This window comes from Pseudomonas protegens, assembly GCF_003363755.1.
Lineage (GTDB): Bacteria > Pseudomonadota > Gammaproteobacteria > Pseudomonadales > Pseudomonadaceae > Aquipseudomonas > Aquipseudomonas danubii.
This window is the reverse complement of record NZ_CP031396.1, coordinates 4,606,714-4,629,546: the sequence shown is the minus strand read 5'-3', so window position 1 is coordinate 4,629,546 and position 22,833 is coordinate 4,606,714. Positions and strand designations below refer to the sequence as shown.

Genomic DNA, 22,833 nt, shown 5'->3' with positions numbered 1-22,833 from the left:
ACACTACAATGCGAACAATTCTTGTTCTCTTATGCGCCTTGTGGGTGCAGGAGCGTCCGACTTGTCCCATTGCGCTACCGTCGAAGGCCTCTATCAAGCCCATCACAGCTGGCTGAACACTTGGTTGCGGCGCCGGCTCGGCTGCCCGCACAGTGCCGCCGACCTGGCCCAGGACACCTTTATTCGTGTGCTCAGCGCCCGGGAAACACCAACCCTGATCGAGCCCCGGGCGTTTCTCACCACCATCGCCAAACGGGTGCTGTTCAACCACTACCGGCGCCAGGATCTGGAGCGGGCCTATCAGGAAACCCTGGCGCAGATGCCGGAACAGGTGGCCCCTTCCGAGGAGGAACGGGCCATCATCCTGCAGACCCTGATGGAGCTGGACGCCTTGCTCGACGGCCTGCCACGCCCGGTCAAGCGGGCCTTTCTGCTCTGTCAGCTCGATGGCCTGACCTACGGTCAGATTGCCGAGCAATTGAACATCTCCATCGCCACAGTCAAACGTCATCTGAACAAAGCCGCCATGCGTTGTTATTTCGCCCTGTGAGCACCTCGATGAATCCACACCTCAATGGCCAGCCCGACTTCAGCAACGCCGTGGCCGAACAGGCCGTGCACTGGCTGATCGAAATGCAAGGCGGCCCCTTGAGCCCGCGCCAGCAGGCGGCCTGGCAGCAATGGCACGACGCCCATAGCGAACACCAGCGAGCCTGGGCGCATATCCAAAGGGTCAATCAGCGCTTGCGCGGCTTGTCCTCGCCCCTGGCCCACGCGGCCTTGAATGCACCGAAATCCGCCAGCCGGCGCCAGGCCCTGAAGCTGTTGCTGATCCTCGGTGCCGGCTCGGCCGCCGCCTGGGGCCTGCGGGAACACAACCCGCTGCCGCCGCTGTTGGCGGACTACCGCAGCGCCGTGGGCCAGCGGCGCACCTTGCAACTGAGCGATGGCAGCCAGTTGCAGCTCAACACCCGCAGCGCGGTGGATGTGCGCTTCGATGGACAACAACGACTGATCCGCCTGCTGGAGGGCGAGATCATGCTCAGCGCCAGCCAGGACGCCCGGCCGCTGGTGGTACAGACCGCCCAGGGGCAGGTCCGCCCCACTACCGCACGAATCAACCTGCGCCAGTTCAAGGAGCACAGTCAGCTGGCGGTGTTTTCCGGAACGGTCAGTGTGACGCCTGCGCACTACAGCGCACTGCCGCCTCAGGTAGCGGCCGGACAACAACTGAATTTCACCCACAGCAGCTGGCAGCCGCCCCGAGCGCTGGATGCCGGCAGCGGTGCCTGGAGCGAAGGCATGCTGGTGGCGGCCCATATGCGCCTGGCGGATTTCCTCGACGAGTTGGGGCGCTACCGTCGTGGCCAGTTGAACTGCGATGCCCAGGTGGCGGACCTGCTGATCTCAGGCAGTTATCCCCTGGATGACAGCGAGCGGATTCTCGACCTACTGGCCATCAGTCTGCCGGTCAGGGTGCGGCGTTTTACCCGCTATTGGGTCACGGTTGAGGCTCGGGCGTGATTGTCGGCAACCGCCATCCGTCGCTGGTTCTTTCGCTCAGAAAGATTTTTTCATGGCCGTTGAGCCGTTTTGCCCGGCTCGGGTGACAGAGAGGGAAAGCCACCTTGATTCCCCCTTCTCAGGATCGCCGTTCATGACCGAGCACCCCATCCGCCTCACACCCCTGGCCCGTACCCTGCGTCACCTGTTGCTAGGCGCCAGCCTGAGTCTTGCCAGCCTGCCCCAGGTCCTGGCCGCCACCACCGAGACCAAGCCTTACCACATTGCCCCGACCAGCCTGGAAAGCGCGCTGAACCAGTTCGGTCGTGCAGCCGGGGTACTGATCTCCTTCGGCTCAGAGGTCACCCGTGGCGTGCAAAGTCGTGGCCTGGAAGGTAACTACAGCCCGGAACAGGGCCTCAAAGCCCTGCTGCAAGGCACCGGCCTGCAAGCCCGGGCCGAGGGCCAGAATGCCTTCAGCCTGCAACCGGCCAACCCCGAGGCAACCCCGGCGTCGGTGCAGTTGGAGACCTCCAGCGTGGTTGGTGACTGGCTCGGCGATGCCCAGCAGAGCGATGTCTTCGAGCACCCTGGCGCGCGGGACGTGATTCGGCGGGAAGAGTTCGAGCGTCAAGGCGCGACCCAGGCCCGGGACGTACTCAATCGGATTCCCGGGGTCAATGCACCGGACAATAACGGCACCGGCAGCCACGACATGGCCCTGAACTTCGGCATTCGCGGCCTCAATCCGCGTTTGGCCTCGCGTTCCACGGTGCTGATGGACGGCATCCCGGTACCGTTCGCCCCCTACGGTCAGCCGCAACTGTCATTTGCCCCCATCAGCATGGGCAACATGGATGCCGTGGACGTGGTGCGTGGCGGCGGCGCCGTGCGCTACGGCCCGCAGAACGTCGGCGGCATCGTCAACTTCGTGACCCGGGCGATTCCCGATGCGCCAACGGTCAAGGGTAGTTTTCAGACCGAGACCAGCCCCTCCTCCAGCCATGACGGTTTCAAGACCAGCGCCAACCTGCTGGCCGGCGGCACGGCCGACAACGGCCTGGGTGGCGCCCTGCTGTATTCCGGCACCCGCGGCGGCGACTGGCGCGAACACAGCGACACGCAGATCGACGACCTGATTCTCAAGGGCAAGTACCAGCTCGACGAGGCCAACAGCTTCAATGCCATGGCCCAGTACTACGAGGGTGAAGCGGACATGCCCGGCGGCCTGAACGTGGCGGACTACAAGGCCGATCCGTATCAGTCCACTCGTCCCTATGACAAATTCTGGGGCCGGCGCACGATGTTCAATGTCGGCTATCACTATCAGGAAGATCGCCGGGAGTTCAGCGTCAACAGCTTCTTCACCAAGACCCTGCGCAGCGGCTACCTGGACCAGGGCAGCTTCCTCTCCCTGTCACCCCGCGAGTACTGGGTCCGTGGCCTGGAAACCCGCTTCGCCCAGGGCTTCGACCTGGGGGACAGCAGCCATGAAGTGGGCGTCGGCTACCGCTACATCAACGAAGCCGGGCATGAACTGCGCTATCGCACACCGCTGACCGCCAATCAGCAACTGCCCACCAGCAACAGTCGCAACGACCGGGACACTCGTGGCGGCACCGAGGCCCACGCATTCTTCGTCGACGACCGGATCGATATCGGCAAGTGGACCCTGACCCCGGGCATCCGCTACGAGATGATCGAGTCCCAGCAGAGCAACAACCTCACCCACGTCAAATACCAGGGCGACTACAACACCGCGCTGCCGGCGCTGAATGTGCTGTATCACCTCAACGAGAGCTGGAACCTCTACGCCAACACCGAAGGCTCCTTCGGCAGCGTGCAATACAGCCAGATGCCCAACCGGGTGGCCAGCGGCGAGGTCAAACCGGAAAAGGCCCGCACCTGGGAACTGGGCACCCGCTATGACGATGGCAACCTGCGGGCGGAGATCGGCGCCTTCCTGATCAACTTCGACAATCAGTACGACAGCAACCAGACCAATGACACGGTGATCGCCCGGGGCGAAACCCGGCACCAGGGTATCGAGAGCAGCATCAACTATGCCCTGGACGGCCTCGATCCGGCGCTGGCCGGTTTCAATGTCTACGCCACCTATGCCTACGTCGATGCCACGATTCGTGAGGACGGTCCGAACAAGGGCAACCGCGTGCCCTTCTCCTCCAAGCACAAGGGCACCCTGGGGGTGAGCTACACCGAAGGTCCATGGAAGCTCAACCTCGACAGCAGCTACCAGAGCAGCCAGTTCGCCGACAACGCCAACACCTCGCGTGAAAGTGCCGACGGCAGCAACGGCCGCATCCCCGGCTACATGCTGTTCGGCACCCGTGCCGGCTACGACTTCGGCCCGCAATTGTCGGATCTGAATGTGGCGGTGGGCGTGAAGAACATCTTCAACCACCAGTACTTCACCCGCTCCTTCGATGACAACAACAAGGGCAAGTACGTGGGTGAGCCACGCACGCTCTATGTACAAACGTCAGTGGCGTTCTGACTTTTCTCGCCACAAAACAAAACGGGCCTGCAATGCAGGCCCGTGGGTTGGGGGAGAAACTCAGCCGTCAGCTATTGAGCGCGGCCTGTTGGTTTTCCAGGAATTCTTCTTCGAGCAGGGCATCCGCCTCGGTGCCGTCGCTGCTGGGCACGGCCGCCGCACGTTTGCCGCGCAATTTACCGAACATGTGCTCCAGGGCACTTTCCAGCTTGATGGTCGCACCATCAATGGCCTGTTCCAGGGTGTCGGCCTTGTGGGTCACGGAAATCGGCTGGTGACCTTTCGGACGGGCTTCCAGCTGGCAGCGCATATCGTCCGGACCTGACTTGCCACCGTTCTCGTCCCGCAGGTGGACCACGACCCGGGTCAGGTCTTCTTCGTAGCGTTCGAGCGTGCTTTCAACGGTGCTGCGCACCCACTCCTCCAACCGAAGGCTGCTTTGAATATGGTTATCGCTATGGACTTGGATTTGCATAGTTCTTCCCTTATTTCAGCTTGCTCGCAAGAGGGTCAAGGCAGGACGTTTGGACCTGCATTTCGTGACCTCTTGATTACACAATTAGGCACGGCGGCGAACATTTCAACCCCTTAAAAAAGATAAATATTCATACGCAAATAAAGCCGGACAAACTGCAAAGGCGCTGTTAAGGTCGGGAGTTAGCTCGATTCGGCTTCCTCGCTCAACCCCTCACAATTGCCCCTCACCCAGAGGGTGCAAGCCGCGAAAGATCTCCGCTTCTTCCACCAGCCAGTCATGCACCGCACGCCCCCCCGGATGGCTCAGGGCGCCCGGTGCATAGAGCAGTACATAACGCTTGTGATTGGGCACCGCCAGGCCGAAAGGCACGATCAGGGTGCCGCGCTCCAGTTCGTCATTGAGCAGGGTGCGCCGGGCAATCGCCACGCCCATGCCGGCGATCGCCGCCTCGATGGTCAGGTGGTTGCGGTTGAAGGTGTGGCCACGACGCACATCCGCGCCTTCGAAGCCGATGGCATTGAGGTAGAACTCCCATTCAGCGTATTCAAAGCTGCCGCGCCAGGCGGTGATGTCGTGCAGCAGGGGGAAATGCGCCAGATCTGCCGGCCCGTGCAACGGCGGACGGCCCCGCAGCAGACTCGGCGCGCAGACCGGGAAGATCTGCTCATCCAGCAACGCAGTGGACTGCAAGCCGGGGTAGCTGCCGTCGTTCAGGTCGATGGCCAGGTCGAAGTCGCCTTCGTGCAAGGCCACGCTGCTGTCTTCGGCCACCAGCCGCAGCTGGATCTCCGGATAACGCTGCTGCAGCCGCGGCAGGCGCGGGGTCAGCCACTTGCCGAGAAACGAAGGGATCGAACGCAGACGCAGGGTGCCACTGATCATTCCCGCGTCCAGGCGCCGCAGTTCCGCATCGATGCTGCCGTAGGCCTCGCTCACCGTCAGCGCCAGCCGCTGGCCTTCGGCACTCAGTTCCACTCCCCGGGGCCGACGGTGAAACAGGCGCAGACCCAGGCGCTCTTCCAACTGGCGGATCTGCTGGCTGACCGCACCGGGGGTGATGTGCAGTTCTTCGGCACAGCGGGTAAAGGACAGGTGCCGCGCGGCACAGGAAAACACATGCAGCCAGACATAGGTCTGGGCATGAAACTGACGGCTCATCGTTTAGTCCTGCTAAAGGATCTCTTAGGAAGTTTCGTTGGTCAGTTCCGACCGACCCGGGCAGTATCGCCGACATTGCGCTTGGCCTACAAAAAATGGCAGCGATCCACCTTCCATTGCTTGTAAGGCTTTAGCATGGCTATCAGTGTTTTCGATCTTTTCAAAGTCGGTATCGGTCCCTCCAGTTCCCACACCGTGGGCCCGATGCGCGCCGCCGCCACCTTTGCCCAGGCACTGTTCGACCTGGGCCTGGAGGATCAGGTACAGCGGGTGCAGATCCGCCTTTACGGCTCGCTGTCGGCCACCGGTGTCGGCCATGCCACCGACCGCGCCAGCGTCATGGGGCTGATGGGCGAATGGCCCGACAGCATCGACCCGGGCAGCATCGGCCCACGCATCCAGCAACTGCGCGACAGCGGCCAATTGCTGCTGGGGGGGCGCACGAACATCGCCTTCGACTGGCAACAGGACCTGCTCCTGCTGGACCAAAGCCTGCCCTACCACCCCAACGCCATGTCCCTGACCGCCTCAGGCGAGCAAGGCAAGCTGCTGGAACAGACCTACTACTCGGTAGGTGGTGGCTTCATCATCGAGGCCGCCCAGGTCGAGGCCGGAACTGAAGCCGGCGCCAGCGTCGAATTGCCTTACGACTTCAACAGCGCTGCTGAACTGCTGGCGCTGTGCAAGACCCACAAGCTGCGGGTCGGCGAGCTGATGCTGGCCAACGAAAGGGCTTGGCGCAGCGACGCCGAAATCCGTAGCGGCCTGCTGCATATCTGGTCGGTGATGCGCGAATGCGTCGAACAGGGCCTGCGCCACGAAGGCATCCTGCCTGGCGGCCTCGATGTCCCCCGGCGCGCCGCCAAGCTGCACCGCAGCCTGCTGGAAATCGGCAAGCCGAATGTCATCACCTCGACCCTCTCGGCCATGGAGTGGGTCAACCTCTACGCCCTGGCGGTAAACGAGGAAAACGCCGCCGGCGGGCGCATGGTCACCGCTCCTACCAACGGTGCGGCGGGGATCATCCCGGCGGTGCTGCACTACTACATGAAGTTCAATCCCCAGGCCTCTGACGACGACGTCGTGAACTTTTTCCTCGGCGCCGCGGCCGTGGGCATCCTGTGCAAGAAGAACGCCTCCATCTCCGGCGCCGAAGTCGGCTGCCAGGGCGAAGTGGGCTCGGCCTGCGCCATGGCCGCAGCGGGTTTGGCGGAAGTCCTCGGCGCCACCCCCGAGCAACTGGAGAACGCCGCCGAGATCGGCCTGGAACACAACCTCGGCCTGACCTGCGACCCGGTGGGCGGGCTGGTGCAAGTGCCGTGCATCGAGCGCAACGCGATTGCCGCGGTGAAAGCGATCAACGCCACCCAGATGGCCCTGCGCGGCGACGGCAAACACTTCATTTCCCTGGACCGGGTGATCCGCACCATGCGCGATACCGGCGCCGACATGCATGACAAATACAAAGAAACTTCACGGGGCGGCCTGGCAGTGAGCTGGGTGGAATGCTGAGGAGCCTTCCCTGACCGTCCGTAACACGTGAGCCCGAGCAAAAATAATAACGAGGCGATACCGATGACCGATGTACCCACACCTGCTGCCGAAAATCCCGCAGTAGCCACACCCCGCGACACGGCGACAGCCCGGCAAGGCTGGAGCAAGCACGACACCACCTGGATGCTCGGTCTGTATGGCACCGCCATCGGCGCCGGCACCCTGTTCCTGCCGATCAACGCCGGGGTCGGTGGCTTCTGGCCATTGATCGTGCTGTCGCTGCTGGCCTTCCCCATGACCTTCTTTGCTCACCGCGGCCTGACCCGTTTCGTCCTCTCCGGGCGCTCCGGGGACATCACCGAGGTGGTGGAAGAACACTTCGGGGTCGGTGCCGGCAAGCTGATCACCCTGCTCTACTTCTTCGCCATCTTCCCGATCCTGCTGGTATACAGCGTGGCCCTGACCAACACCCTGGGCAACTTCATGGAGCACCAGCTGCACATGACCCCACCGCCTCGGGCGCTGCTGTCGCTGCTGCTGATCCTCGGCTTGATGGCCATCGTGCGGTGTGGCCAGGACGTGATCGTGCGGGCCATGAGCCTGCTGGTCTATCCGTTCGTCGCCGCCTTGCTGCTACTGGCCCTGAGCCTGATTCCCAACTGGAACGGCGCGTTCTTCGCCTCGGCCAGCGAGGGCATGCCCCTGCCGCTGTTCTTCAAGACCCTGTGGCTGGCGATTCCGGTGATGGTGTTCTCCTTCAACCATTCGCCGATCATCTCGGCCTTCGCCCTGGATCAGAAACGCCATTACGGCGCCCAGGCCGAACGCAAGAGCAGCGGCATCCTGGCCACGGCCCACGCCATGATGGTGCTGACGGTGATGTTCTTCTGCTTCAGCTGCGTGCTGGCCCTGTCGCCGGCGGACCTGGTGGCGGCCAAGGAACAGAACATCTCGATCCTGTCGTACCTGGCCAACCACTTCCAGACCCCGGTCATCGCCTACGCCGCACCGCTGATCGCCCTGGTGGCCATTACCAAGTCGTTCCTGGGCCACTACATCGGCGCCAGCGAAGGCTTTCAGGGGCTGATCGTAAAAAACCTGCGGGGGCGCTCGCTGTCGTCCACCCGCCTGGAAAAGATCACCGCGCTGTTCATGATCCTCACTTGCTGGGCCGTGGCCACCTTCAACCCGAGCATCCTGCACATTATCGAGACCATGGGCGGACCGGTGATCGCCTGCCTGCTGTTTTTGATGCCGATGTACGCGATACAGCGGGTGCCTTCGCTGCGCCAGTATTCGGGCCAGCTGTCGAACCTGTTCGTGGTGCTGATCGGCCTGATCGCACTGTCTGCGATCATTTACTCGGTCGTGCCCTGAAACGGGCAGGAATAAAAAAAGCGGACCTTGTGGTCCGCTTTTTTGTCCCCGCAATCATTGCCCGGCGAGGTTCCCGGCATGCCCCTTGCTTTGTTCATCCTTGAGCAACACGGACGTAGGCAAACCTCGGCACACGACCGGCCAGCGGTCTGGAATCGCGAACTAATTCCGCGCCCTGCCAGTCAATGACTGCACGATCCAATCAGGCGGTGACGCATCATGGACAACCCATTTCAACTGATTACCGACACCTTCACCCCGGATTATCAGGTCAACCTGAGCATCCAGGGCCTGGACGGCAGCATCATGCTGACCTTGTCCCAGGCCGGCCGGGTGGTGGCCAAGCGCATGATCAGCGCAGCCCAGCGCAATGACCCGCAGCGCATCAAGCGCCTGGTGCAAAGCATTCAATTCGGCATCGCCATCGAGCAAGGCCACAGCGCCGTGGCCATCCTCGAAGCCATGACCAACGGCGACAGCCTCGCACTGCTGCCGTCCGCTGGCCATAGGCCCGCGCCCCAGGCCTTGCGTTTCTAGAGCTCGCCCTTCTCCACTTCCGGGTGCTCGCCGGAGCCCGCGCCGATCTTGCGTTGCGGATGCTCGATCTTCACCGAGGGAAACTGCGACGAGGCGTAGCGCACCACCAGAATGGCGAAGGCCAGCAGCAGGATGCCGCCACACAGGTAGATGATCCCCAGGTCTGGCGGGCTGTGGTGCGAGACGTTGGAAATCAGTAGCCGGGTCAGCGCGGTGATCGCCACGTAGATCAGGAAACGCACTGGCATATGGTTGGTCTTGAAGTAGATACCGACCATCGCCCCCAATTCCAGGTAGATGAACAACAGCAGGATGTCATCGATCTTGATGTGGCCTGCCTCGAGCATCTGCAGGAATTCCATCACCGCCGCCCAGGCAGTCACCGCGCCAATGGCGAACAGCGCCAGGTAATGGAACGACTCGACAAACAGGTTGCCCAGGGACTCGGCCAGTTGATGGACGTTCTGCCGCAGGTTCTCGGCCCAATTGATTTTCACGATGGTTCTTCCTTAGGTCGGTTCGACCGGATGATGCGGATTGGACGTGACGGTTGTTCTGCATGCAGAAAAAAGGCCAGGAGCCGTCAATGAGATGGTGGCCGCCCGCAACGAGGCACGGCCCCATCACAATCGACCCGGGAAAAAAATTCCGTCTACATTAAAAAGCCACTATCCAAGGGAAAAGGATTCGCCTATTCTCTCGACCTGTATATAGATACAGTATTTATACAGACCCATTATCGTGAAGGCATGTGAGGTGGTGAATGGCCGTCGAAGTGGTATACCGCAGCAGCCGAGATCTGGAGCGCTTGTTCATGGATAAAGCCGAAGCTGACCGTCATGACAAAATGCTCGAACTGGCTGAAGTGCTGGCGCAAGTGTTGCAAAAAGCCGTGCCGTCGCTGAGCGAGCAACAGGTGGAAGAAGCCGGGATCTACATGGCGAAGAACCGCGATGTATTCGCCAGGGCCTTCAAGAGCCAGCCGGATGCGTTGTCCGAATTGCTCAGCGCCCCCGCTCCCGCGCTGGAGGTGGTTGAAGCGCAGCAACCTGCTGAAGTCGAGGCGCCGACCAAACCGGCGAAAGCGGCCAAGGCAGCGAAATAGGCTTTACGCGAATTGAATAAGCTCTGTGTCCATGGCACAGGGCTTTTTTCATGCTTGCCGATCAAGGAGTGCCCTTGATGCAGCCGCCGGTCAAACGACTGCCGCGCCTTTCGGCTCGGGCAAATCGATCAGGTTGCGACGCAATATCGCAGTGATCTTGCCCATGAAAATCACGGGCAAATCGGTCGCGCCTCCATACAGGTCGACCATTCCAACTTCAACCGCGCTGTCGACGAGACTGGAGAACGCCTCGATATCTTCAGGCGCTATCAAAGCAACAAGGCTTTGTGGCAAATCATCCCCTCGACCATTCAATGCCAGTTGCGCTCCGGCCCTGTCCCAGGCCAGCAAACGATCTTTTTCCGGGTAGTCCTCAAGGTGCTTTAACAAGTCATCTACAGCAGGATGAGCAATACCTTTGCTCAGGCAGTAAGCCTCCAGGCACGCCGCAGCGTACAACTGCAGGTCCCTGACAGAACACCCGATCAATGGTTGGTCGGTATGGGCCTGGGTCATGGCGCAACCTCCCACACCCTGCAGCCTGGGGAGCAGTATCCGGACGCTATATCCATGGCTTCCAGGATTCTGTCTTCAAGTTCTGCAGATGCGTCATGCCTGAGCGACGCCAGATAGTTGTACACCGCCTGCGCGCCAACGCCCCAATCCCGGCACCGCTCAAGAAGCTGGCGTATCGATTGAATATCCGCACCTTTGCGCAACAGCGAGGACAACTGCTCATCCAGGCCACTATCCAGCACTTGAGGCATCGTCGAATTCACTCCTTGTCGTTGGCCTGCGAGGGATCAGGCTCAGCCCGGCAACCTTTCCCGGGCCCTGATACTACAGAGGGCAAGCCAAAGGGATAAGACACAGCTACCTAGCGGTACAGCACCCGCTCCGCCAGTTCGTCCGCGACCCGCGCCGGGGAGCGTTTTTCCGCCTGGGCGTGGGCGAAGATCTCCGTCAGCCGCAGGCTGATCTTCGACAGGTGCGCGGTGATCACCGGAAGCTGCTCATTGCGATGCTTGAGGGACACATAGATCAGGCCACCCGAATTGATCACGTAGTCCGGCGCATAGAGAATCCCGCGCCGCTCCAGTTGATCGGCCACTTGCAGGTTGGTCAGTTGATTGTTGGCCGAACCGGCCACCGCCGCGCAGCGCAACTGGGCCACGCTGAGGCTGTTGAGCACGGCGCCAAGGCCGCAAGGGGCGAGAATGTCGCAAGGGGTGCTGAGCAACGAATCGTTGGCGACGGGATGCGCCCCGAGTTGCTCCATGGCCAACTGCACCTTGCCGGCATCAATGTCGCTGACCAGCAGCTCGGCACCGGCGGCGTGCAGTTGCTCGGCCAGGGCAAAGCCGACGTTGCCCAGGCCCTGGATCGCCACCCGCAGGCCTTCCAGGTTGTCGCTGCCCAGGCGGGCCATGGCGGTGCTGCGAATCCCGGCGAATACGCCCATGGCGGTGTGGGGCGACGGGTCTCCGGCGGCGCTGGTGCTGGTGACGTAGCGGGTCTGCTGAGCGATGCAGTCCATGTCGGCCACCGAGGTGCCGCTGTCGATGGCGGTGATGTAGCGCCCGTCCAGTTGCTCGATGCAACGGCCAAAGGCCTCGAACAGCGCCGCGCGGTTTTCCACATGGGCCGCACGGATGATCACCGCGGTACCGCCGCCTTGAGGCAAACCGGCCAGGGCCGCCTTGTAGCTCATGCCCTGGGCCAGTCGCGCAGCGTCTTCCACGGCACTGGTGGTGTCGGGATAGGCCAGATAACGGCAACCGCCCAGGGCGGGCCCCAGGCGGTTGTTGTGGATGGCGATCACTGCCTTCAACCCGGTGCTGGGGTCGACGCTGAGGTGCAGCGATTCAAGGCGAGTGCTGTGCATGAGAGCGAACATCGACGGGCTCCCGAATCACTTCTTGTAGTCGCCAGTATAGGCTTGCGCCTGGAATTTGCTGCGCCAGGCTGGAATAAGCCGCAGGCTTTTGCAGGCATTGGGAAATAACCTGCTACCACCTGTGTCAGCACTGGACGAACTTGCGCCACGAGGCTAAAACGAGGCATCCGTCGGAGGTTGAGATGAACCCGCGCCAAGCCTTTTTCGCCTGCCTGCACCGCTCGCCACCAGCCCTGCTGGAAGCGGCCCTGTGGATTGCCGCCGAGCATGCACCAAAACTTGTGCCCGAGCGTCACTTGGAAGCCTTCAAGGAGATCCAGCTGCAGATCGGCAGCAGCCTGCCTCATCTACCGCCGAACGAACTGGGCCAGCCACTGTTGCGGCGCATGAACGACCTGGGCTTCCAGCAGGACGAGCACCTGCCTCTGCGCCCCCAGGCGGCGCTGATGGACAAGGTCCTGGAATCGCGCCGCGGGCAACCCCTGGCCCTGGCCCTGATTGCCCTGGAGCTGGCACAACGGTTGCAGATTCCCCTGGTGGGGGTGAACTTCCCCGGGCACTTTCTGCTGCGGGTGCCCGGCGCCGACCATCTGCTCGATCCCTGCGGCGGACGCCGACTGTACCCCGCCGACTGCCGGGAACTGCTGCAACGCCAGTACGGCGCCCATATCAAGCTCAGTGCCGAACACCTGGCCAATGCCGAGCCGCTGCAGATGTTCCAGCGCCTGTCGCGCAATCTGCGCCAGTTGCACCTGTCCTACGACGACAACCTGGCGGCCCTGATCAATGCCGAGCGCGTGCTGGAACTGGGCAACGGCAGCGCCGCCGACTACCTGGCCCGGGCCAGCCTCTATCAACGCCTGGAGTGCCCGAATGCCGAGCGCTTCGACCTGGAACACGCCTTGCTGCTCAGCGACGACCCGATCCAGCGCCTGCGCCTGACCGAGCGCCTGGGGCATCTGCCGCCCAACAACATCGTCCATTGAGAGCTGGGCACTGCCTGCGTGCGACAATCACCCGCGCGCCACCTCCGCTCACCGCTTGCATCAAGGATGAACAGCATGAACAGTGCCGAACGCTTTCTTCAGGACTTTCACCAGCGTCGCCCCGGCACCACGCCACCGGCCTTTTCCGGGTTGAGCCTGCCGGGACGCGGTTCCTCCTACAACATGCTGGCCGCCACACTGGCCGCCGCTCGGCCCGGCGCGCAACTACTGGACCTGGGCTGCGGCGACGGTTTCCTGCTGGATCTGCTCGCCAGGCAGTATCCCGCGGCGCGATTGGTCGGTGTGGATATGAGCACCACCGAACTGCAGGCTGCACGCGCCCGTCTCGGGGAGCGCAGTATGTTGCTCAATGAGCGTGCCCAGTCCCTGTCCCTGGCCACCGATAGCGTCGACGCTGTGGTCTCGCACCTGGCGCTGATGCTCATGAGCGATATCGAACAGGTACTGGCCGAAGTGCATCGAGTCCTGGCCCGGGGTGGACAACTGTCGGCCATCGTCGGCCGCAGCTTTCTCCTGGGCGAACCGGGCCAGCGCTACTTGCAGGCCTTTCGTGCCGCCGCCCAACGCGACCGGCTAGCGCCCCTGCCTCTGGTGGACCCACGTACCCAGTCCCCGAGTGGCTGGCAAGAACTGTTGGCGCGCCATTACCGTGACGTGCAATTCGAAGAGCTGGACCTTGAATGGACCCCCACCTTCGAGGAGTTCTGGAACTCCCTGGGGGAAACCTACGACCTTGACCGTCTGACGCCCGCCACCTGCACACTGATGAAGGACGAACTGCACGGGGCCATGCAACCCTTGCTGCGGACGGACGGCACGCTGCTGACCGGCTGGGGGCTGCTGCTGATCCAGGCCAGGGCCGCATGACAGCCCCACCCGAGCTCAGGCAGGATGCTCGGCTCACTCCACGGAACGGGCGCAGCATGCTGATCAGAAAAGCTCATGGCGGCGACGCGCAACGGGTCTTCGACATTCGTAACCAAGCCATCAACCACCAGTGCCGCGGCCACTACCCCGACGCCGACTTGCAGGTATGGACCGCCGGCAGCCTGGCGGACTACTTCATCGAAGTGGTGGAAAACACCGGCTACGTGGCCGTCATCGACGACCAGGTAACCGCCAGCGGCCTGCTCGACCTGGAGACCGGACAGGTCGACGCGGTGTTCGTCGACCCGCCCTACATGGGCCAGGGGATTGGCCGGCAGATGATGGCCTACCTTGAGGAACGGGCACTGCAAGCCGGGCTGCCGCACCTGATCCTGGACTCGACCTTGAACGCCGCCCACTTCTATCGTCAGTGCGGTTTCGTCGGCGAGCGGATCGCCCAGTACCAGTCGCCCCGGGGCCTGACTCTGGCCTGCGTGCCGATGATCAAGCACCTGGCACGCTGAACCGACAGCACATCAGGACTTGAGCGGTGCCTGCAGCTCGGGTGCCACTCCCGCCCCCCCTGCGGGAGCCTCGGACGGCGAGCGCACCTGGATGATCAGCAAGGCCGCCAGTACCGCCGGAATCGCGCAGAAGAAGAAAATCTGCTGCACCGGGATATGCATCGCCAACAGCAGGCTGCCGAACAAGGGCCCGAGGATCGAACCGAAGCGCCCCACCCCCAGCGCCCAGCCAGTGCCGGTGGCGCGCACCTGAGCCGGATAGAAATTGCTGGCGAAGGCGTTGAGGGTCAGCTGGCCGCCGATAATGCAAAAACCGGCGGCGAACACGAACACCACCAGATAACGCGGGTTGTCGTGATTCAGGCCGAGCAACACCGTGCACAGGGCCGCGGCGCCGAGCACGGCCGCCAGCAAGCGCACCTTGCGCTTGAGGCGGTCGGCGAACCAGGCCATGCAGATCGCCCCCAGGGTGCCGGCGAAGAGGAACATCGAGGTCACCAGATTGGCCTGTTTCAGGGCCAGGCCACTTTCCAGCAGCAAGGTCGGCAACCAACTGATCATGAAGTACAGGAGGATCAGGCTGACAAAAAACGTCGACCAGATCAGCAGCGTTGGCCGCGCATAGCCCTGGCGGAACAGCTCCAGCACCGTGAGCTTGCTGCCTGCCGGTGCTTCAGTGGCGTCGCTGACAACCGGCGGTGGCTGCCAGTCCGGGAGCATCTGCGCAGTGACCTTGCGCAAGCGCGCATAAGGTGGCGCATCGCGCAGCAAGCGCGGCAGGGATTCGGGCAGGCGCCAGACCAGGAACGGAAACAGCAACAACGGCGTGATCCCACCGGCCAGGAACACCGCCTCCCAACCGAAGCGGTCGATGAAACCGGCAGCGACAAAACCACCGGCAGCGCCACCGAATGAGAAACCGCAGGCGGCCAACGTCACCATCAAGGTGCGCAAGCGTGGCGGCGAATACTCGGACATCAGGGCCATGGCGCTGGGCATGGCGCCGCCCATGCCAATCCCGCAGATAAAGCGCGCGGCCATCAGGCTGTCGAGGGAATTGGCGAACACCATCAGCACCGTCAGGCTGGCGTAGATCAGCACGCAACCGAGCAGAATCCGTCGCACCCCGAACCGGTCTGCCAGAGGTGTCACTGCCAGAGAGCCGAGAGTCAAACCCAGCAGGTTGGCGCTGAACACCGGGCCGAAGGCGGACTTTTCCAGGCCCCAGTCCTGGGCCAGGGCCGGCACCACATAACCCAGGACCTGGGCATCGTAGCCGTCAGTGACCAGCAGCAAGGCGAGAAGCAACAGGAGCAACCACTGATAGCGGGACACCGGGCGGGCGTCGAGCGCAGCACGAAAGCTGGCAATCTGATTTTGCATCGCAAGGTACCTGTTCGTTTTTTATGGTTATGAGCAGCAGTGTTGCGCAGGTCACAGGCGGTGACCGCTCAAGCCCCGTTGCGGGGCCCGGTTGATACGGATGCCACGCTGCCCCGCACGCCGGGGCAGCGTGCAGGCTCAGGCCGGGGTGTCCGGCTGGTTGGCCGGGTGCGCAGCCTGGAACGCCGGGTGCGCCGCAGCCAGGGCTGCGACTCGGAGAATCCGTGGATACTCATCCAGAGACACCTTGAAGCGCTCGGCGGCATACAGCTGGGGAATCAGGAACACATCGGCCAGCCCTGGCTCATCGCCGAAACAGAAGCCGTGGTCACCGATCAGTTGTTCCAGGGCGGCCAGGCCCTGGCTGATCCAGTGGTCGATCCACACCAGCAACTGTTCTTCCTCATGCCCCCACTCGCGCAGCAGGTTGAGGGTGCTGGAGTTATGCAGCGGATGGACGTCGCAGCCGATGATCGCCGCCACCGCCCGTTCCCGGGCACGGCTGGCCAGGTCCTCGGACAGCAGCGGCACCTGTGGATAACGTTCCTCCAGGTACTCGATGATCGCCAGGGACTGGATCAGCAGGTCGCCGTCATCGGTGCGCAGGGCCGGTACCCGTCCCTGGGGGTTGATCTCCAGGTACTCCGGCTGGCGGTTGGCGCCGCCCTTGGGCACCAGCAGGTTGACCGGGATGGCCTGGAACTCCAGGCCCTTGAGAGCCAGGGCAATCCGCACCCGATAGGAGGCGGTGGAACGGTAGTAGGTATAGAGCTGCATGAGGCTCTCCCTTAACGCGCCGGTTGGACCGTGCCCCGGCATTCGCCGAAGCCGATGGAGGCGAAACCTTCGCGGCGGCAACGCCCGCGCAGGATGATTTCATCGCCGTCTTCGAGGAACTTGCGCACCTCGCCGGAAGCCAGCTCGATGGGCTTCTTGCCGCCTTCGGTGATCTCCAGCAGGCTGCCGAACTGGCCGCTCTGCGGACCGGACAAGGTGCCCGAACCAAACAGGTCACCCGCCTGCAACTGGCAACCGTTGACGCTGTGGTGCGCCACCATCTGCGCCACGGTCCAGTACATGTACTGGGTGTTGCTCAGGGTCAGGCGGTGGGCCGGCAAGCCCTGCTCGCGCATGGCCTGGGTGATCAGCAGCACTTCCAGCTCGATGTCGAAGCCGCCAGCGGCCTGATCGCGCTTGTCCAGCAGATAAGGCAAGGGTTGCGGGTCGCCTTCAGGACGCTGGGGCTGGGCCTGGCGGAACGGCTCCAGGGCTTCGGCGGTCACCACCCAGGGCGAAATGCTGGTGATGAAGCTCTTCGACAGGAACGGCCCCAGCGGCTGGTATTCCCAGGCCTGGATGTCCCGCGCCGACCAGTCGTTGAGCAGACAGAAACCGGCAATGTGCTCGGCGGCGTCGCCAATCGCGATGGGCTCGCCCATCTCGTTGCCCTGGCCAATCCAGATGCCCAGTTCCAGTTCATAGTCCAGGCGTGCGCAGGGGCCGAAGGTCGGCTCGCTCTGCCCGGCCGGCAGGGTCTGGCCCTTGGGCCGGCGCACATCGGCACCGGAGACGCGGATGGTCGAGGCGCGACCGTGGTAGCCGATGGGCACGTACTTGTAGTTGGGCAACAGGGGGTTGTCGGGACGAAACAGCTTGCCGACGTTCTGCGCGTGCTCGATGCCGACATAGAAGTCGGTGTAGTCATTGATCTTGGCCGGCAGGTGCATCTGGCAGTCCGCCGCCAGGGGCAGCAGCTTCGCGCCCAGGGCTTGGATCTTGTCGCGCAGGCTGCTGCCCTCGCCCAGCAGTTCCAGCAGGCGCTCACGCAGGGCGACGCGGGCCGGACGGCCAAGCTGGAAGAAAGCGTTCAACTGACCACCACGGGCGGCTTGCACCGCGGCCTTGGCCTGGCCTTCGAACAGGCCGGCGTCCAGCGCCGCTTCCAGGTCGAAAATCTGTTCGCCAATGGCAACGCCACTGCGGGGCGCCGAACCCTGGGTGCTGAAGACCCCCAGGGGCAGGTTCTGCAACGGGAAGTCGGGGTGACCGTTGGCGGACTCGACCCAGCTACGGGTGATGGTGGGCAAGGTCATGGGTTATCTCCGATTCGGGTTGAAGGTGACGGGCAGCGAGGCCCAGCAAGCATCGTAGTCGTTCTGCAGCTCCGGGCATTCCAGGGCGAACTGGCTCGGGCGCAGCACCTGGCTGGTTTCGAACATGAAGGCCATGGTGTTATCGATCTTGGCCGGCTGCAGCTCGACGTTGATCGCCTTGGTGCAGGTTTCGCCGTCCGGGCCGTGGGCGCTCATGCAGCTGTGCAGCGACGCCCCGCCGGGCAGGAAGCCTTCGGCCTTGGCATCGTAGGCGCCCTGGATCAGGCCCATGAACTCGTTCATCAGGTTGCGGTGGAACCACGGTGGACGGAAGGTGTTCTCGGCCACCATCCAGCGTGGCGGGAAGATCACGAAATCCAGGTTGGCCAGGCCCGGCACGCTGGTGGGCGAGGTCAAGACGGTGAAGATCGACGGGTCCGGGTGGTCGAAGCTGACCGTGCCGATGGTGTTGAAACGGCGCAGGTCGTATTTGTACGGCACGTTGTTGCCGTGCCAGGCGACGACGTTCAGCGGCGAGTGGTCGAGCTCGCAGCCCCAGAGTTCGCCGAGGTATTTCTGGATGAGCGTGGTGGGCTGGCGCAGGTCTTCGTAATGGGCCACCGGCGCCAGGAAGTCGCGAGGGTTGGCCAGGCCGTTGCTGCCAATGGGCCCGAGGTCCGGCAGGCGCAATGGCGCACCGTGGTTCTCGGCGACATAGCCACGGGCTTGCGGGTCCAGCAGCTCGACGCGGAATTTCAGGCCGCGAGGCAGCACGGCGATTTCCAGCGGCTCCAGCTGCAGCACACCCAACTCGGTGACGATGCGCAGGCGGCCCAGTTCTGGCACCAGCAGCAACTCGCCATCGGCGTTGAAGAACACCCGCTCCATCGAGCGGTTGGCGCGGTAGTGATAGACGCTGATACCGGCCGGATGCTGCGCTGCCGAGTTGGCCACCATGGCCACCAGGCCGTCGATGAAGTCGGTGGGCTCGCCTGGAATCTGCAAGGGGCTCCAGCGCAGGCGGTTGGGGGTGACTTCACCCAACGGGCCGCCTGCCAGTTGCCGCGCCAGCTTGGCAAAAGCCGGGTGCTTGGCCGAAGGCTGGATGCGGTACATCCAGGTGCGCCGGGCTTCGCTGCGGGTCATGGTGAAGGCGGTGCCGGAAAACAATTCGGCGTACAGGCCGTAAGGGGCTTTTTGCGGGGAGTTCTGGCCGACGGGCAGTGCGCCCGGCAGGGCTTCGCTGGCGAATTCATTGCCGAAGCCCGATTGGTAGCTGAGGGCCGACGCCGAAGAATCGAGGTTCATGGAGCCTCCTGGAAGTTGGAATAGGCAGGGGCCCACCACTCCTTCACAAGAGTTATCGGCACGCCTGGGTTATTTTTATCGTAATCCAATTACGCATAACGTAATTTGATTGCCTATGAGCGTCAAGCTATAAAGACCGCCACTTGTCACGGGACCCCGACACCTCCATGGAAAAGCCGCGCAGCACCAGCGACAGCACCGGTAAACAGAAAGTCCGCTCGGCCGAAGTCGGCACCGACATCCTCAAGGCCCTGGCCGAACTGTCACCGGCCACTTCTCTTTCGCGCCTGGCCGAACATGTGCAGATGCCGGCGAGCAAGGTGCACCGTTACCTGCAGGCGTTGATCGCCAGCGGTTTTGCCGAGCAGAACACCGCCACCAATCATTACGGCCTGGGCCGTGAAGCCTTGCGGGTGGGGCTGGCGGCCCTGGGCAGCATGGATGTGTTGAAAGTGGGCGCCCTGCCCCTGGCGGAACTGCGGGACGAATTGAACGAAACCTGCTTCCTTGCGGTGTGGGGCAATCAGGGCGCGACCGTGGTGCACATCGAGCCGGCGGTGCGAGCGGTGACCGTGGTCACTCAATTGGGCTCGGTGCTGCCCCTGCTCAGCTCATCCACCGGGCTGGTGTTCAACGCCTACCTGCCACAACGGGAAACCCTCGATCTGCGCCAGCAGGAACTGTCCACAGGTGCCCCCCATGCCCTGGCCGACCCGCAGGTCCACGACGCACTGGCCGAGCAGATCCGCCAGCGCGGCTTGCACCATGTCCACGGTTTACTGATGCCTGGGGTCGATGCCCTGTCGGCGCCGGTATTCGATGCCACCGGCAAGATCGCCGCGGTGCTGACCGTGGTAGGGCCGACGTCGCTGTTCCACGCCGATGAACATGGACCCGCGGCCCAACGCCTGCTGGCGGCCAGCTCTGCGGTGAGCTGGCGCATGGGTTATCAACCGCAGCCCGAGTAACCGGCGCGCCTCAACTCATCAGCCCCAGGGCCTGGGCCTTGGCCACCGCCTGGGTGCGCCGCTCGACCCCCAGCTTGCTGTGGATCCTGCGGCCGTGGGTCTTCACCGTGTGCAGGGAGATGAACAACTGCTCGGCAATCTGCTGGTTCGAGCAGCCCTGGGCAATCAATTGCAGCACCTGCAGCTCCCGCAGGCTGAGCAGGCTGTCGTGATCCTCCTGCGGCGGCGCCGCGAGCGTGGTTGGCGGGCTGTCCAGTGCTTGCAACAACGCTGGTTGTCGCAGGCGCAACTCGTGCAGGGCCTGGGGCAGATTGCAGCGCGCCACCCGCTCCTGCCCGGCCTGCAACGCCTGCGCCGCCAGGGCTTGATCGCCGAGGATGAAGGCCACCTCGGCCAGGGCCAATTGCACCTGTGCCTCCAGCCCCAGCATGCCGTGGCGCTGGGCCCGGGCCAGCAGCCCCTGCAACGTGGCCACTGGCGCCTGGGCCCGCCCCAGATGGACCTCGGCCAGCACCAGCAGGTACTCAATGCTCGGGATCAATTCCAGGGAGGCCGGCGGCGCCTGCAGGGCCTGGGGCCCGCGAAAGTGCCGGAGCACCCGGCTCAAGGCTTCGTGAGCCAGTTCCGGTCGGCCCTGCTGCAGCCAGAGCTGGCTGCTGAGCTGCAACAGCACGCCACGGTAGACCGTGTCCGGGATCTGCCGTTGCTGCATCAGCCGCTCGGCGTCCCGCAGGCGCACGAACGCCTGGGCGTAGTCGCCCTGGTTGGCCGCCAACTGGGCTTCACCGAGAAAGCCATACAAGGCGCGCTTGTCATGACTGACCAGGCAATCCTCAAGCCCTCGGCGAAAATACTCGGCTGCTTGCCCATCGTTTCCCTGGCGCAACGCCAGCCGGCCGAGGCGCAAGGCCAGGCGCCCGAGCAAGGGCGTGGCGCGCAACGCTTGCCCGGACAAACGCTCGATCACCTGTTCCAGCAAACTTTGCGCCCGATGGGGCGCGCCGCGTTGTTCCAGCAATTGGGCATGATCGAGCTCCAGCAAGCCTTCGAACAACAACGCATCCTGGGCCCGGGCCAGACACAACGCCTCACGATTGAGGGACTGGGCCGCCTCCAGCTCGCCGCACAGCAGCGCTTGCTGGGTCAGGCCGGACAGGCACAGCAAACGGGTGGTCCAGGCGCCGTCCTCCAACTCGTTCAAGGCTTCGCGAAAGTGCTGCCGCGCGTCCTCCATCCGCCCGCCCAGGTGCAACAGCCACCCTTGCTGCGCCTGCCAGCGAGCCAGCAGTTGACGTTGTTCAACCGCCGAAGGTTGCGGTGCAAACCGTGCCATCTGGGCCATGCATTGCCCGGCCTGTTCGAAGCGTCCGGCAAACAGCATGGCCGCCACCAGCAACCCCAGTAACTGCGGACTGCCCAGCAGCAACTCGGCGCCCTGGCGCTCATGCAGTTGCAACAGCAACAAGCCATTGTGCTGCTGGAACAGGAACTCAATATTGAAATGCTCCAGCAGGCTGACCGCGACTTCGTACTCCTGGGCCAATAGCGCCTGCTCAAAGGCCGACTGCCAATCCTCCTGAGCGGTAAACCACTGGCACGCCCGCCGATGCCAGGAGCGCCCGGCGGGCCAGGCCTCATCCCGCATCAGCCGGGCCAGGGGTGCAAATACCTGCAGCCAGTCGGCACCGCCTTCCCAGGGTTCGATAAAGCAGCCCAGGTCCTGCAGGGTACGCAGGTACTGGGCCCCTTCTCCGGCGCCAAACAGGTGCTCGCACAACTCGGCATTGAACCGCGGCATCTGGGCCAGCACTTGCCAGACTTCCGCCAGTTCCGCCGGTAACACGCTGAACAGCTCATGCTCCAGGTATTCGAGCAAGGTATTGGGGCGCCCTGGCTTGCAGGGTTGGGTCACCCGCTCGCTGCCATCGAGCAAGGCGATGCGCACCCCGGCACACCAGCCGCCACTGCGCTGCAGGATGCTGCTGGCGGTCTGGGCACACAAAGGTTGCGGCAAACGTTGCAGCAGTTGCTCGATATCACGCTGGCTGAAGGCCAGGGCGCTGCCGTCCAGCTCATAGAGTTGGTCGTCCAGCAACAGGCGTGGCCAGTTGCATTGGGGGCGGCGGCGACTGCCGATCCACCAGGTGAGCAAGGGGTTGTCGATGCTCAGCAAGCGGTCCAGCAGCCCGTCCAGCTCCGGAGCCGGCAAACGGCAATAGTCATCAATGCACAGCCAGGCCGGACTGGGCAGATGAGCCAGGTGTAACAGCAGCGCGGCGGGATCGGCATCGACCTGGTCCAAGGCGTCGGCCAGGACACGACACAAGTCGTCAGGACTCTGGCACACACCGCCCAGGGGCAACCAAATGACCCGGCACGAAGCGGGGGCCTGCTGCAGGCATTCGCTGAGCAGGGCGGTCTTGCCGCTGCCGGCGGGGGCACACAACAACTTGACCCGCGCACTGGAGGCCAGCAACGGCATACTCAGGTGGTCGCGTGGAGAATGATGGGAAGACAAACGGGGCATGAACCCGGGACGCTCTGGACAACGAGTCATGGCAGTCATTGCGGCGAGCCTTTTTATAGTTTTAGCCAGCGTGCCCCCACCCTAGCCTCGAC

General features: G+C 63.4%; 21 protein-coding genes and 1 pseudogene. 11 read left to right on the top strand and 11 right to left on the bottom strand.

Features of this window, described 5'->3' with window-relative positions:
• The first annotated feature begins 31 nt into the window (after positions 1-31).
• From DWF74_RS20935 to fecA, 3 genes are all read left to right on the top strand, one after another.
• Complete coding sequence (locus DWF74_RS20935; RefSeq protein ID WP_371826178.1) at positions 32-550, top strand: sigma-70 family RNA polymerase sigma factor; 519 nt, start codon at positions 32-34, stop codon at positions 548-550.
• Positions 551-558: 8 nt separating this feature from the next.
• Entirely contained in the window at positions 559-1,524 is a 966-nt protein-coding gene (locus DWF74_RS20930) for a FecR domain-containing protein (protein ID WP_115581632.1), read from the top strand.
• Positions 1,525-1,657: 133 nt separating this feature from the next.
• Complete coding sequence (gene fecA / locus DWF74_RS20925) at positions 1,658-4,018, top strand: TonB-dependent Fe(3+) dicitrate receptor FecA (RefSeq protein ID WP_115581631.1); 2,361 nt, start codon at positions 1,658-1,660, stop codon at positions 4,016-4,018.
• Between the two features lie 67 nt (positions 4,019-4,085).
• Here the strand turns inward: fecA and DWF74_RS20920 are convergent, their stop codons facing one another.
• Positions 4,086-4,493: an HPF/RaiA family ribosome-associated protein gene (locus DWF74_RS20920; protein WP_102861208.1), complete on the bottom strand. Its 408-nt coding sequence runs from the start codon at positions 4,491-4,493 to the stop codon at positions 4,086-4,088.
• 213 nt (positions 4,494-4,706) lie between these two features.
• Complete coding sequence (locus DWF74_RS20915) at positions 4,707-5,654, bottom strand: LysR substrate-binding domain-containing protein (protein ID WP_115581630.1); 948 nt, start codon at positions 5,652-5,654, stop codon at positions 4,707-4,709.
• A 135-nt stretch (positions 5,655-5,789) separates the two neighbouring features.
• On the opposite strand from DWF74_RS20915, the gene DWF74_RS20910 reads away from it, so the two are divergent.
• From DWF74_RS20910 to DWF74_RS20900, 3 genes are all read left to right on the top strand, one after another.
• On the top strand, positions 5,790-7,166 hold the full coding sequence (locus DWF74_RS20910; RefSeq protein ID WP_115581629.1) for an L-serine ammonia-lyase: 1,377 nt from the start codon (positions 5,790-5,792) through the stop codon (positions 7,164-7,166).
• Between the two features lie 63 nt (positions 7,167-7,229).
• Positions 7,230-8,525: a serine/threonine transporter gene (locus DWF74_RS20905; RefSeq protein ID WP_115581628.1), complete on the top strand. Its 1,296-nt coding sequence runs from the start codon at positions 7,230-7,232 to the stop codon at positions 8,523-8,525.
• Between the two features lie 219 nt (positions 8,526-8,744).
• Positions 8,745-9,062: a DUF3509 domain-containing protein gene (locus DWF74_RS20900; RefSeq protein WP_115581627.1), complete on the top strand. Its 318-nt coding sequence runs from the start codon at positions 8,745-8,747 to the stop codon at positions 9,060-9,062.
• Here the strand turns inward: DWF74_RS20900 and DWF74_RS20895 are convergent.
• Entirely contained in the window at positions 9,059-9,559 is a 501-nt protein-coding gene (locus tag DWF74_RS20895; protein WP_102861203.1) for a phosphate-starvation-inducible protein PsiE, read from the bottom strand. The genes DWF74_RS20900 and DWF74_RS20895 overlap by 4 nt on opposite strands.
• A gap of 266 nt (positions 9,560-9,825) precedes the next feature.
• Here DWF74_RS20895 and DWF74_RS20890 point away from each other — a divergent pair.
• A pseudogene (locus DWF74_RS20890) lies at positions 9,826-10,080 on the top strand (YebG family protein); the annotation flags it as partial.
• A 177-nt stretch (positions 10,081-10,257) separates the two neighbouring features.
• On the opposite strand, the gene DWF74_RS20885 reads toward DWF74_RS20890, so the two are convergent.
• The 3 genes from DWF74_RS20885 to DWF74_RS20875 form a co-directional block, all read right to left on the bottom strand.
• Positions 10,258-10,683: a hypothetical protein gene (locus DWF74_RS20885; RefSeq protein WP_102861201.1), complete on the bottom strand. Its 426-nt coding sequence runs from the start codon at positions 10,681-10,683 to the stop codon at positions 10,258-10,260.
• The gene (locus DWF74_RS20880) at positions 10,680-10,934 is read right to left on the bottom strand and encodes a hypothetical protein (RefSeq protein WP_102861200.1); all 255 of its coding nucleotides are present in this window, start codon (positions 10,932-10,934) and stop codon (positions 10,680-10,682) included. Before DWF74_RS20880 ends, DWF74_RS20885 begins: the two co-directional genes overlap by 4 nt.
• A 110-nt stretch (positions 10,935-11,044) precedes the next feature.
• Positions 11,045-12,064: a Leu/Phe/Val dehydrogenase gene (locus DWF74_RS20875; RefSeq protein ID WP_115581626.1), complete on the bottom strand. Its 1,020-nt coding sequence runs from the start codon at positions 12,062-12,064 to the stop codon at positions 11,045-11,047.
• Positions 12,065-12,246: 182 nt separating this feature from the next.
• On the opposite strand from DWF74_RS20875, the gene DWF74_RS20870 reads away from it, so the two are divergent.
• The 3 genes from DWF74_RS20870 to DWF74_RS20860 all read left to right on the top strand — a co-directional run bounded on the left by DWF74_RS20870 (position 12,247) and on the right by DWF74_RS20860 (position 14,462).
• Complete coding sequence (locus DWF74_RS20870) at positions 12,247-13,050, top strand: SirB1 family protein (RefSeq protein ID WP_102861198.1); 804 nt, start codon at positions 12,247-12,249, stop codon at positions 13,048-13,050.
• 75 nt (positions 13,051-13,125) lie between these two features.
• The gene (locus DWF74_RS20865) at positions 13,126-13,938 is read left to right on the top strand and encodes a class I SAM-dependent methyltransferase (RefSeq protein WP_162884108.1); all 813 of its coding nucleotides are present in this window, start codon (positions 13,126-13,128) and stop codon (positions 13,936-13,938) included.
• A 56-nt stretch (positions 13,939-13,994) separates the two neighbouring features.
• Positions 13,995-14,462, top strand: coding sequence for a GNAT family N-acetyltransferase (locus DWF74_RS20860; protein WP_102861196.1), 468 nt, complete (start codon positions 13,995-13,997; stop codon positions 14,460-14,462).
• 12 nt (positions 14,463-14,474) lie between these two features.
• Here the strand turns inward: DWF74_RS20860 and DWF74_RS20855 are convergent, their stop codons facing one another.
• The 4 genes from DWF74_RS20855 to hmgA all read right to left on the bottom strand — a co-directional run bounded on the left by DWF74_RS20855 (position 14,475) and on the right by hmgA (position 19,246).
• Positions 14,475-15,845, bottom strand: coding sequence for an MFS transporter (locus tag DWF74_RS20855; protein WP_102861195.1), 1,371 nt, complete (start codon positions 15,843-15,845; stop codon positions 14,475-14,477).
• 138 nt (positions 15,846-15,983) lie between these two features.
• Positions 15,984-16,622 carry a maleylacetoacetate isomerase gene (maiA, locus tag DWF74_RS20850; protein WP_102861194.1) on the bottom strand — a complete coding sequence of 213 codons (639 nt, stop codon included), beginning with the start codon at positions 16,620-16,622 and terminating at the stop codon, positions 15,984-15,986.
• 11 nt (positions 16,623-16,633) lie between these two features.
• Positions 16,634-17,938, bottom strand: coding sequence for a fumarylacetoacetase (gene fahA, locus DWF74_RS20845; protein WP_115581624.1), 1,305 nt, complete (start codon positions 17,936-17,938; stop codon positions 16,634-16,636).
• A 3-nt stretch (positions 17,939-17,941) separates the two neighbouring features.
• Complete coding sequence (gene hmgA / locus DWF74_RS20840) at positions 17,942-19,246, bottom strand: homogentisate 1,2-dioxygenase (protein ID WP_060837587.1); 1,305 nt, start codon at positions 19,244-19,246, stop codon at positions 17,942-17,944.
• A 167-nt stretch (positions 19,247-19,413) separates the two neighbouring features.
• Here hmgA and DWF74_RS20835 point away from each other — a divergent pair, with 167 nt between their 5' ends.
• The gene (locus tag DWF74_RS20835) at positions 19,414-20,214 is read left to right on the top strand and encodes an IclR family transcriptional regulator (RefSeq protein WP_102861192.1); all 801 of its coding nucleotides are present in this window, start codon (positions 19,414-19,416) and stop codon (positions 20,212-20,214) included.
• 10 nt (positions 20,215-20,224) lie between these two features.
• Here the strand turns inward: DWF74_RS20835 and DWF74_RS20830 are convergent, their stop codons facing one another.
• The gene (locus DWF74_RS20830; protein WP_115581623.1) at positions 20,225-22,780 is read right to left on the bottom strand and encodes a LuxR C-terminal-related transcriptional regulator; all 2,556 of its coding nucleotides are present in this window, start codon (positions 22,778-22,780) and stop codon (positions 20,225-20,227) included.
• Positions 22,781-22,833 lie beyond the last annotated feature (53 nt).

Excerpts from the sequence above, each read along its gene's own strand:
- DWF74_RS20870 (WP_102861198.1), top strand. The coding sequence starts at position 12,247 with ATGAACCCGCGCCAAGCCTTTTTCGCCTGCCTGCACCGCTCGCCACCA.
- DWF74_RS20855 (WP_102861195.1), bottom strand. The coding sequence starts at position 15,845 with ATGCAAAATCAGATTGCCAGCTTTCGTGCTGCGCTCGACGCCCGCCCG.
- DWF74_RS20905 (WP_115581628.1), top strand. The coding sequence starts at position 7,230 with ATGACCGATGTACCCACACCTGCTGCCGAAAATCCCGCAGTAGCCACA.
- DWF74_RS20830 (WP_115581623.1), bottom strand. The coding sequence starts at position 22,780 with ATGACTGCCATGACTCGTTGTCCAGAGCGTCCCGGGTTCATGCCCCGT.
- DWF74_RS20930 (WP_115581632.1), top strand. The coding sequence starts at position 559 with ATGAATCCACACCTCAATGGCCAGCCCGACTTCAGCAACGCCGTGGCC.
- hmgA (WP_060837587.1), bottom strand. The coding sequence starts at position 19,246 with ATGAACCTCGATTCTTCGGCGTCGGCCCTCAGCTACCAATCGGGCTTC.
- DWF74_RS20835 (WP_102861192.1), top strand. The coding sequence starts at position 19,414 with ATGGAAAAGCCGCGCAGCACCAGCGACAGCACCGGTAAACAGAAAGTC.
- fecA (WP_115581631.1), top strand. The coding sequence starts at position 1,658 with ATGACCGAGCACCCCATCCGCCTCACACCCCTGGCCCGTACCCTGCGT.
- DWF74_RS20915 (WP_115581630.1), bottom strand. The coding sequence starts at position 5,654 with ATGAGCCGTCAGTTTCATGCCCAGACCTATGTCTGGCTGCATGTGTTT.
- DWF74_RS20885 (WP_102861201.1), bottom strand. The coding sequence starts at position 10,683 with ATGACCCAGGCCCATACCGACCAACCATTGATCGGGTGTTCTGTCAGG.
- DWF74_RS20900 (WP_115581627.1), top strand. The coding sequence starts at position 8,745 with ATGGACAACCCATTTCAACTGATTACCGACACCTTCACCCCGGATTAT.
- DWF74_RS20865 (WP_162884108.1), top strand. The coding sequence starts at position 13,126 with ATGAACAGTGCCGAACGCTTTCTTCAGGACTTTCACCAGCGTCGCCCC.
- maiA (WP_102861194.1), bottom strand. The coding sequence starts at position 16,622 with ATGCAGCTCTATACCTACTACCGTTCCACCGCCTCCTATCGGGTGCGG.
- DWF74_RS20875 (WP_115581626.1), bottom strand. The coding sequence starts at position 12,064 with ATGTTCGCTCTCATGCACAGCACTCGCCTTGAATCGCTGCACCTCAGC.
- DWF74_RS20860 (WP_102861196.1), top strand. The coding sequence starts at position 13,995 with ATGCTGATCAGAAAAGCTCATGGCGGCGACGCGCAACGGGTCTTCGAC.
- DWF74_RS20880 (WP_102861200.1), bottom strand. The coding sequence starts at position 10,934 with ATGCCTCAAGTGCTGGATAGTGGCCTGGATGAGCAGTTGTCCTCGCTG.
- DWF74_RS20935 (WP_371826178.1), top strand. The coding sequence starts at position 32 with ATGCGCCTTGTGGGTGCAGGAGCGTCCGACTTGTCCCATTGCGCTACC.
- DWF74_RS20910 (WP_115581629.1), top strand. The coding sequence starts at position 5,790 with ATGGCTATCAGTGTTTTCGATCTTTTCAAAGTCGGTATCGGTCCCTCC.
- DWF74_RS20920 (WP_102861208.1), bottom strand. The coding sequence starts at position 4,493 with ATGCAAATCCAAGTCCATAGCGATAACCATATTCAAAGCAGCCTTCGG.
- fahA (WP_115581624.1), bottom strand. The coding sequence starts at position 17,938 with ATGACCTTGCCCACCATCACCCGTAGCTGGGTCGAGTCCGCCAACGGT.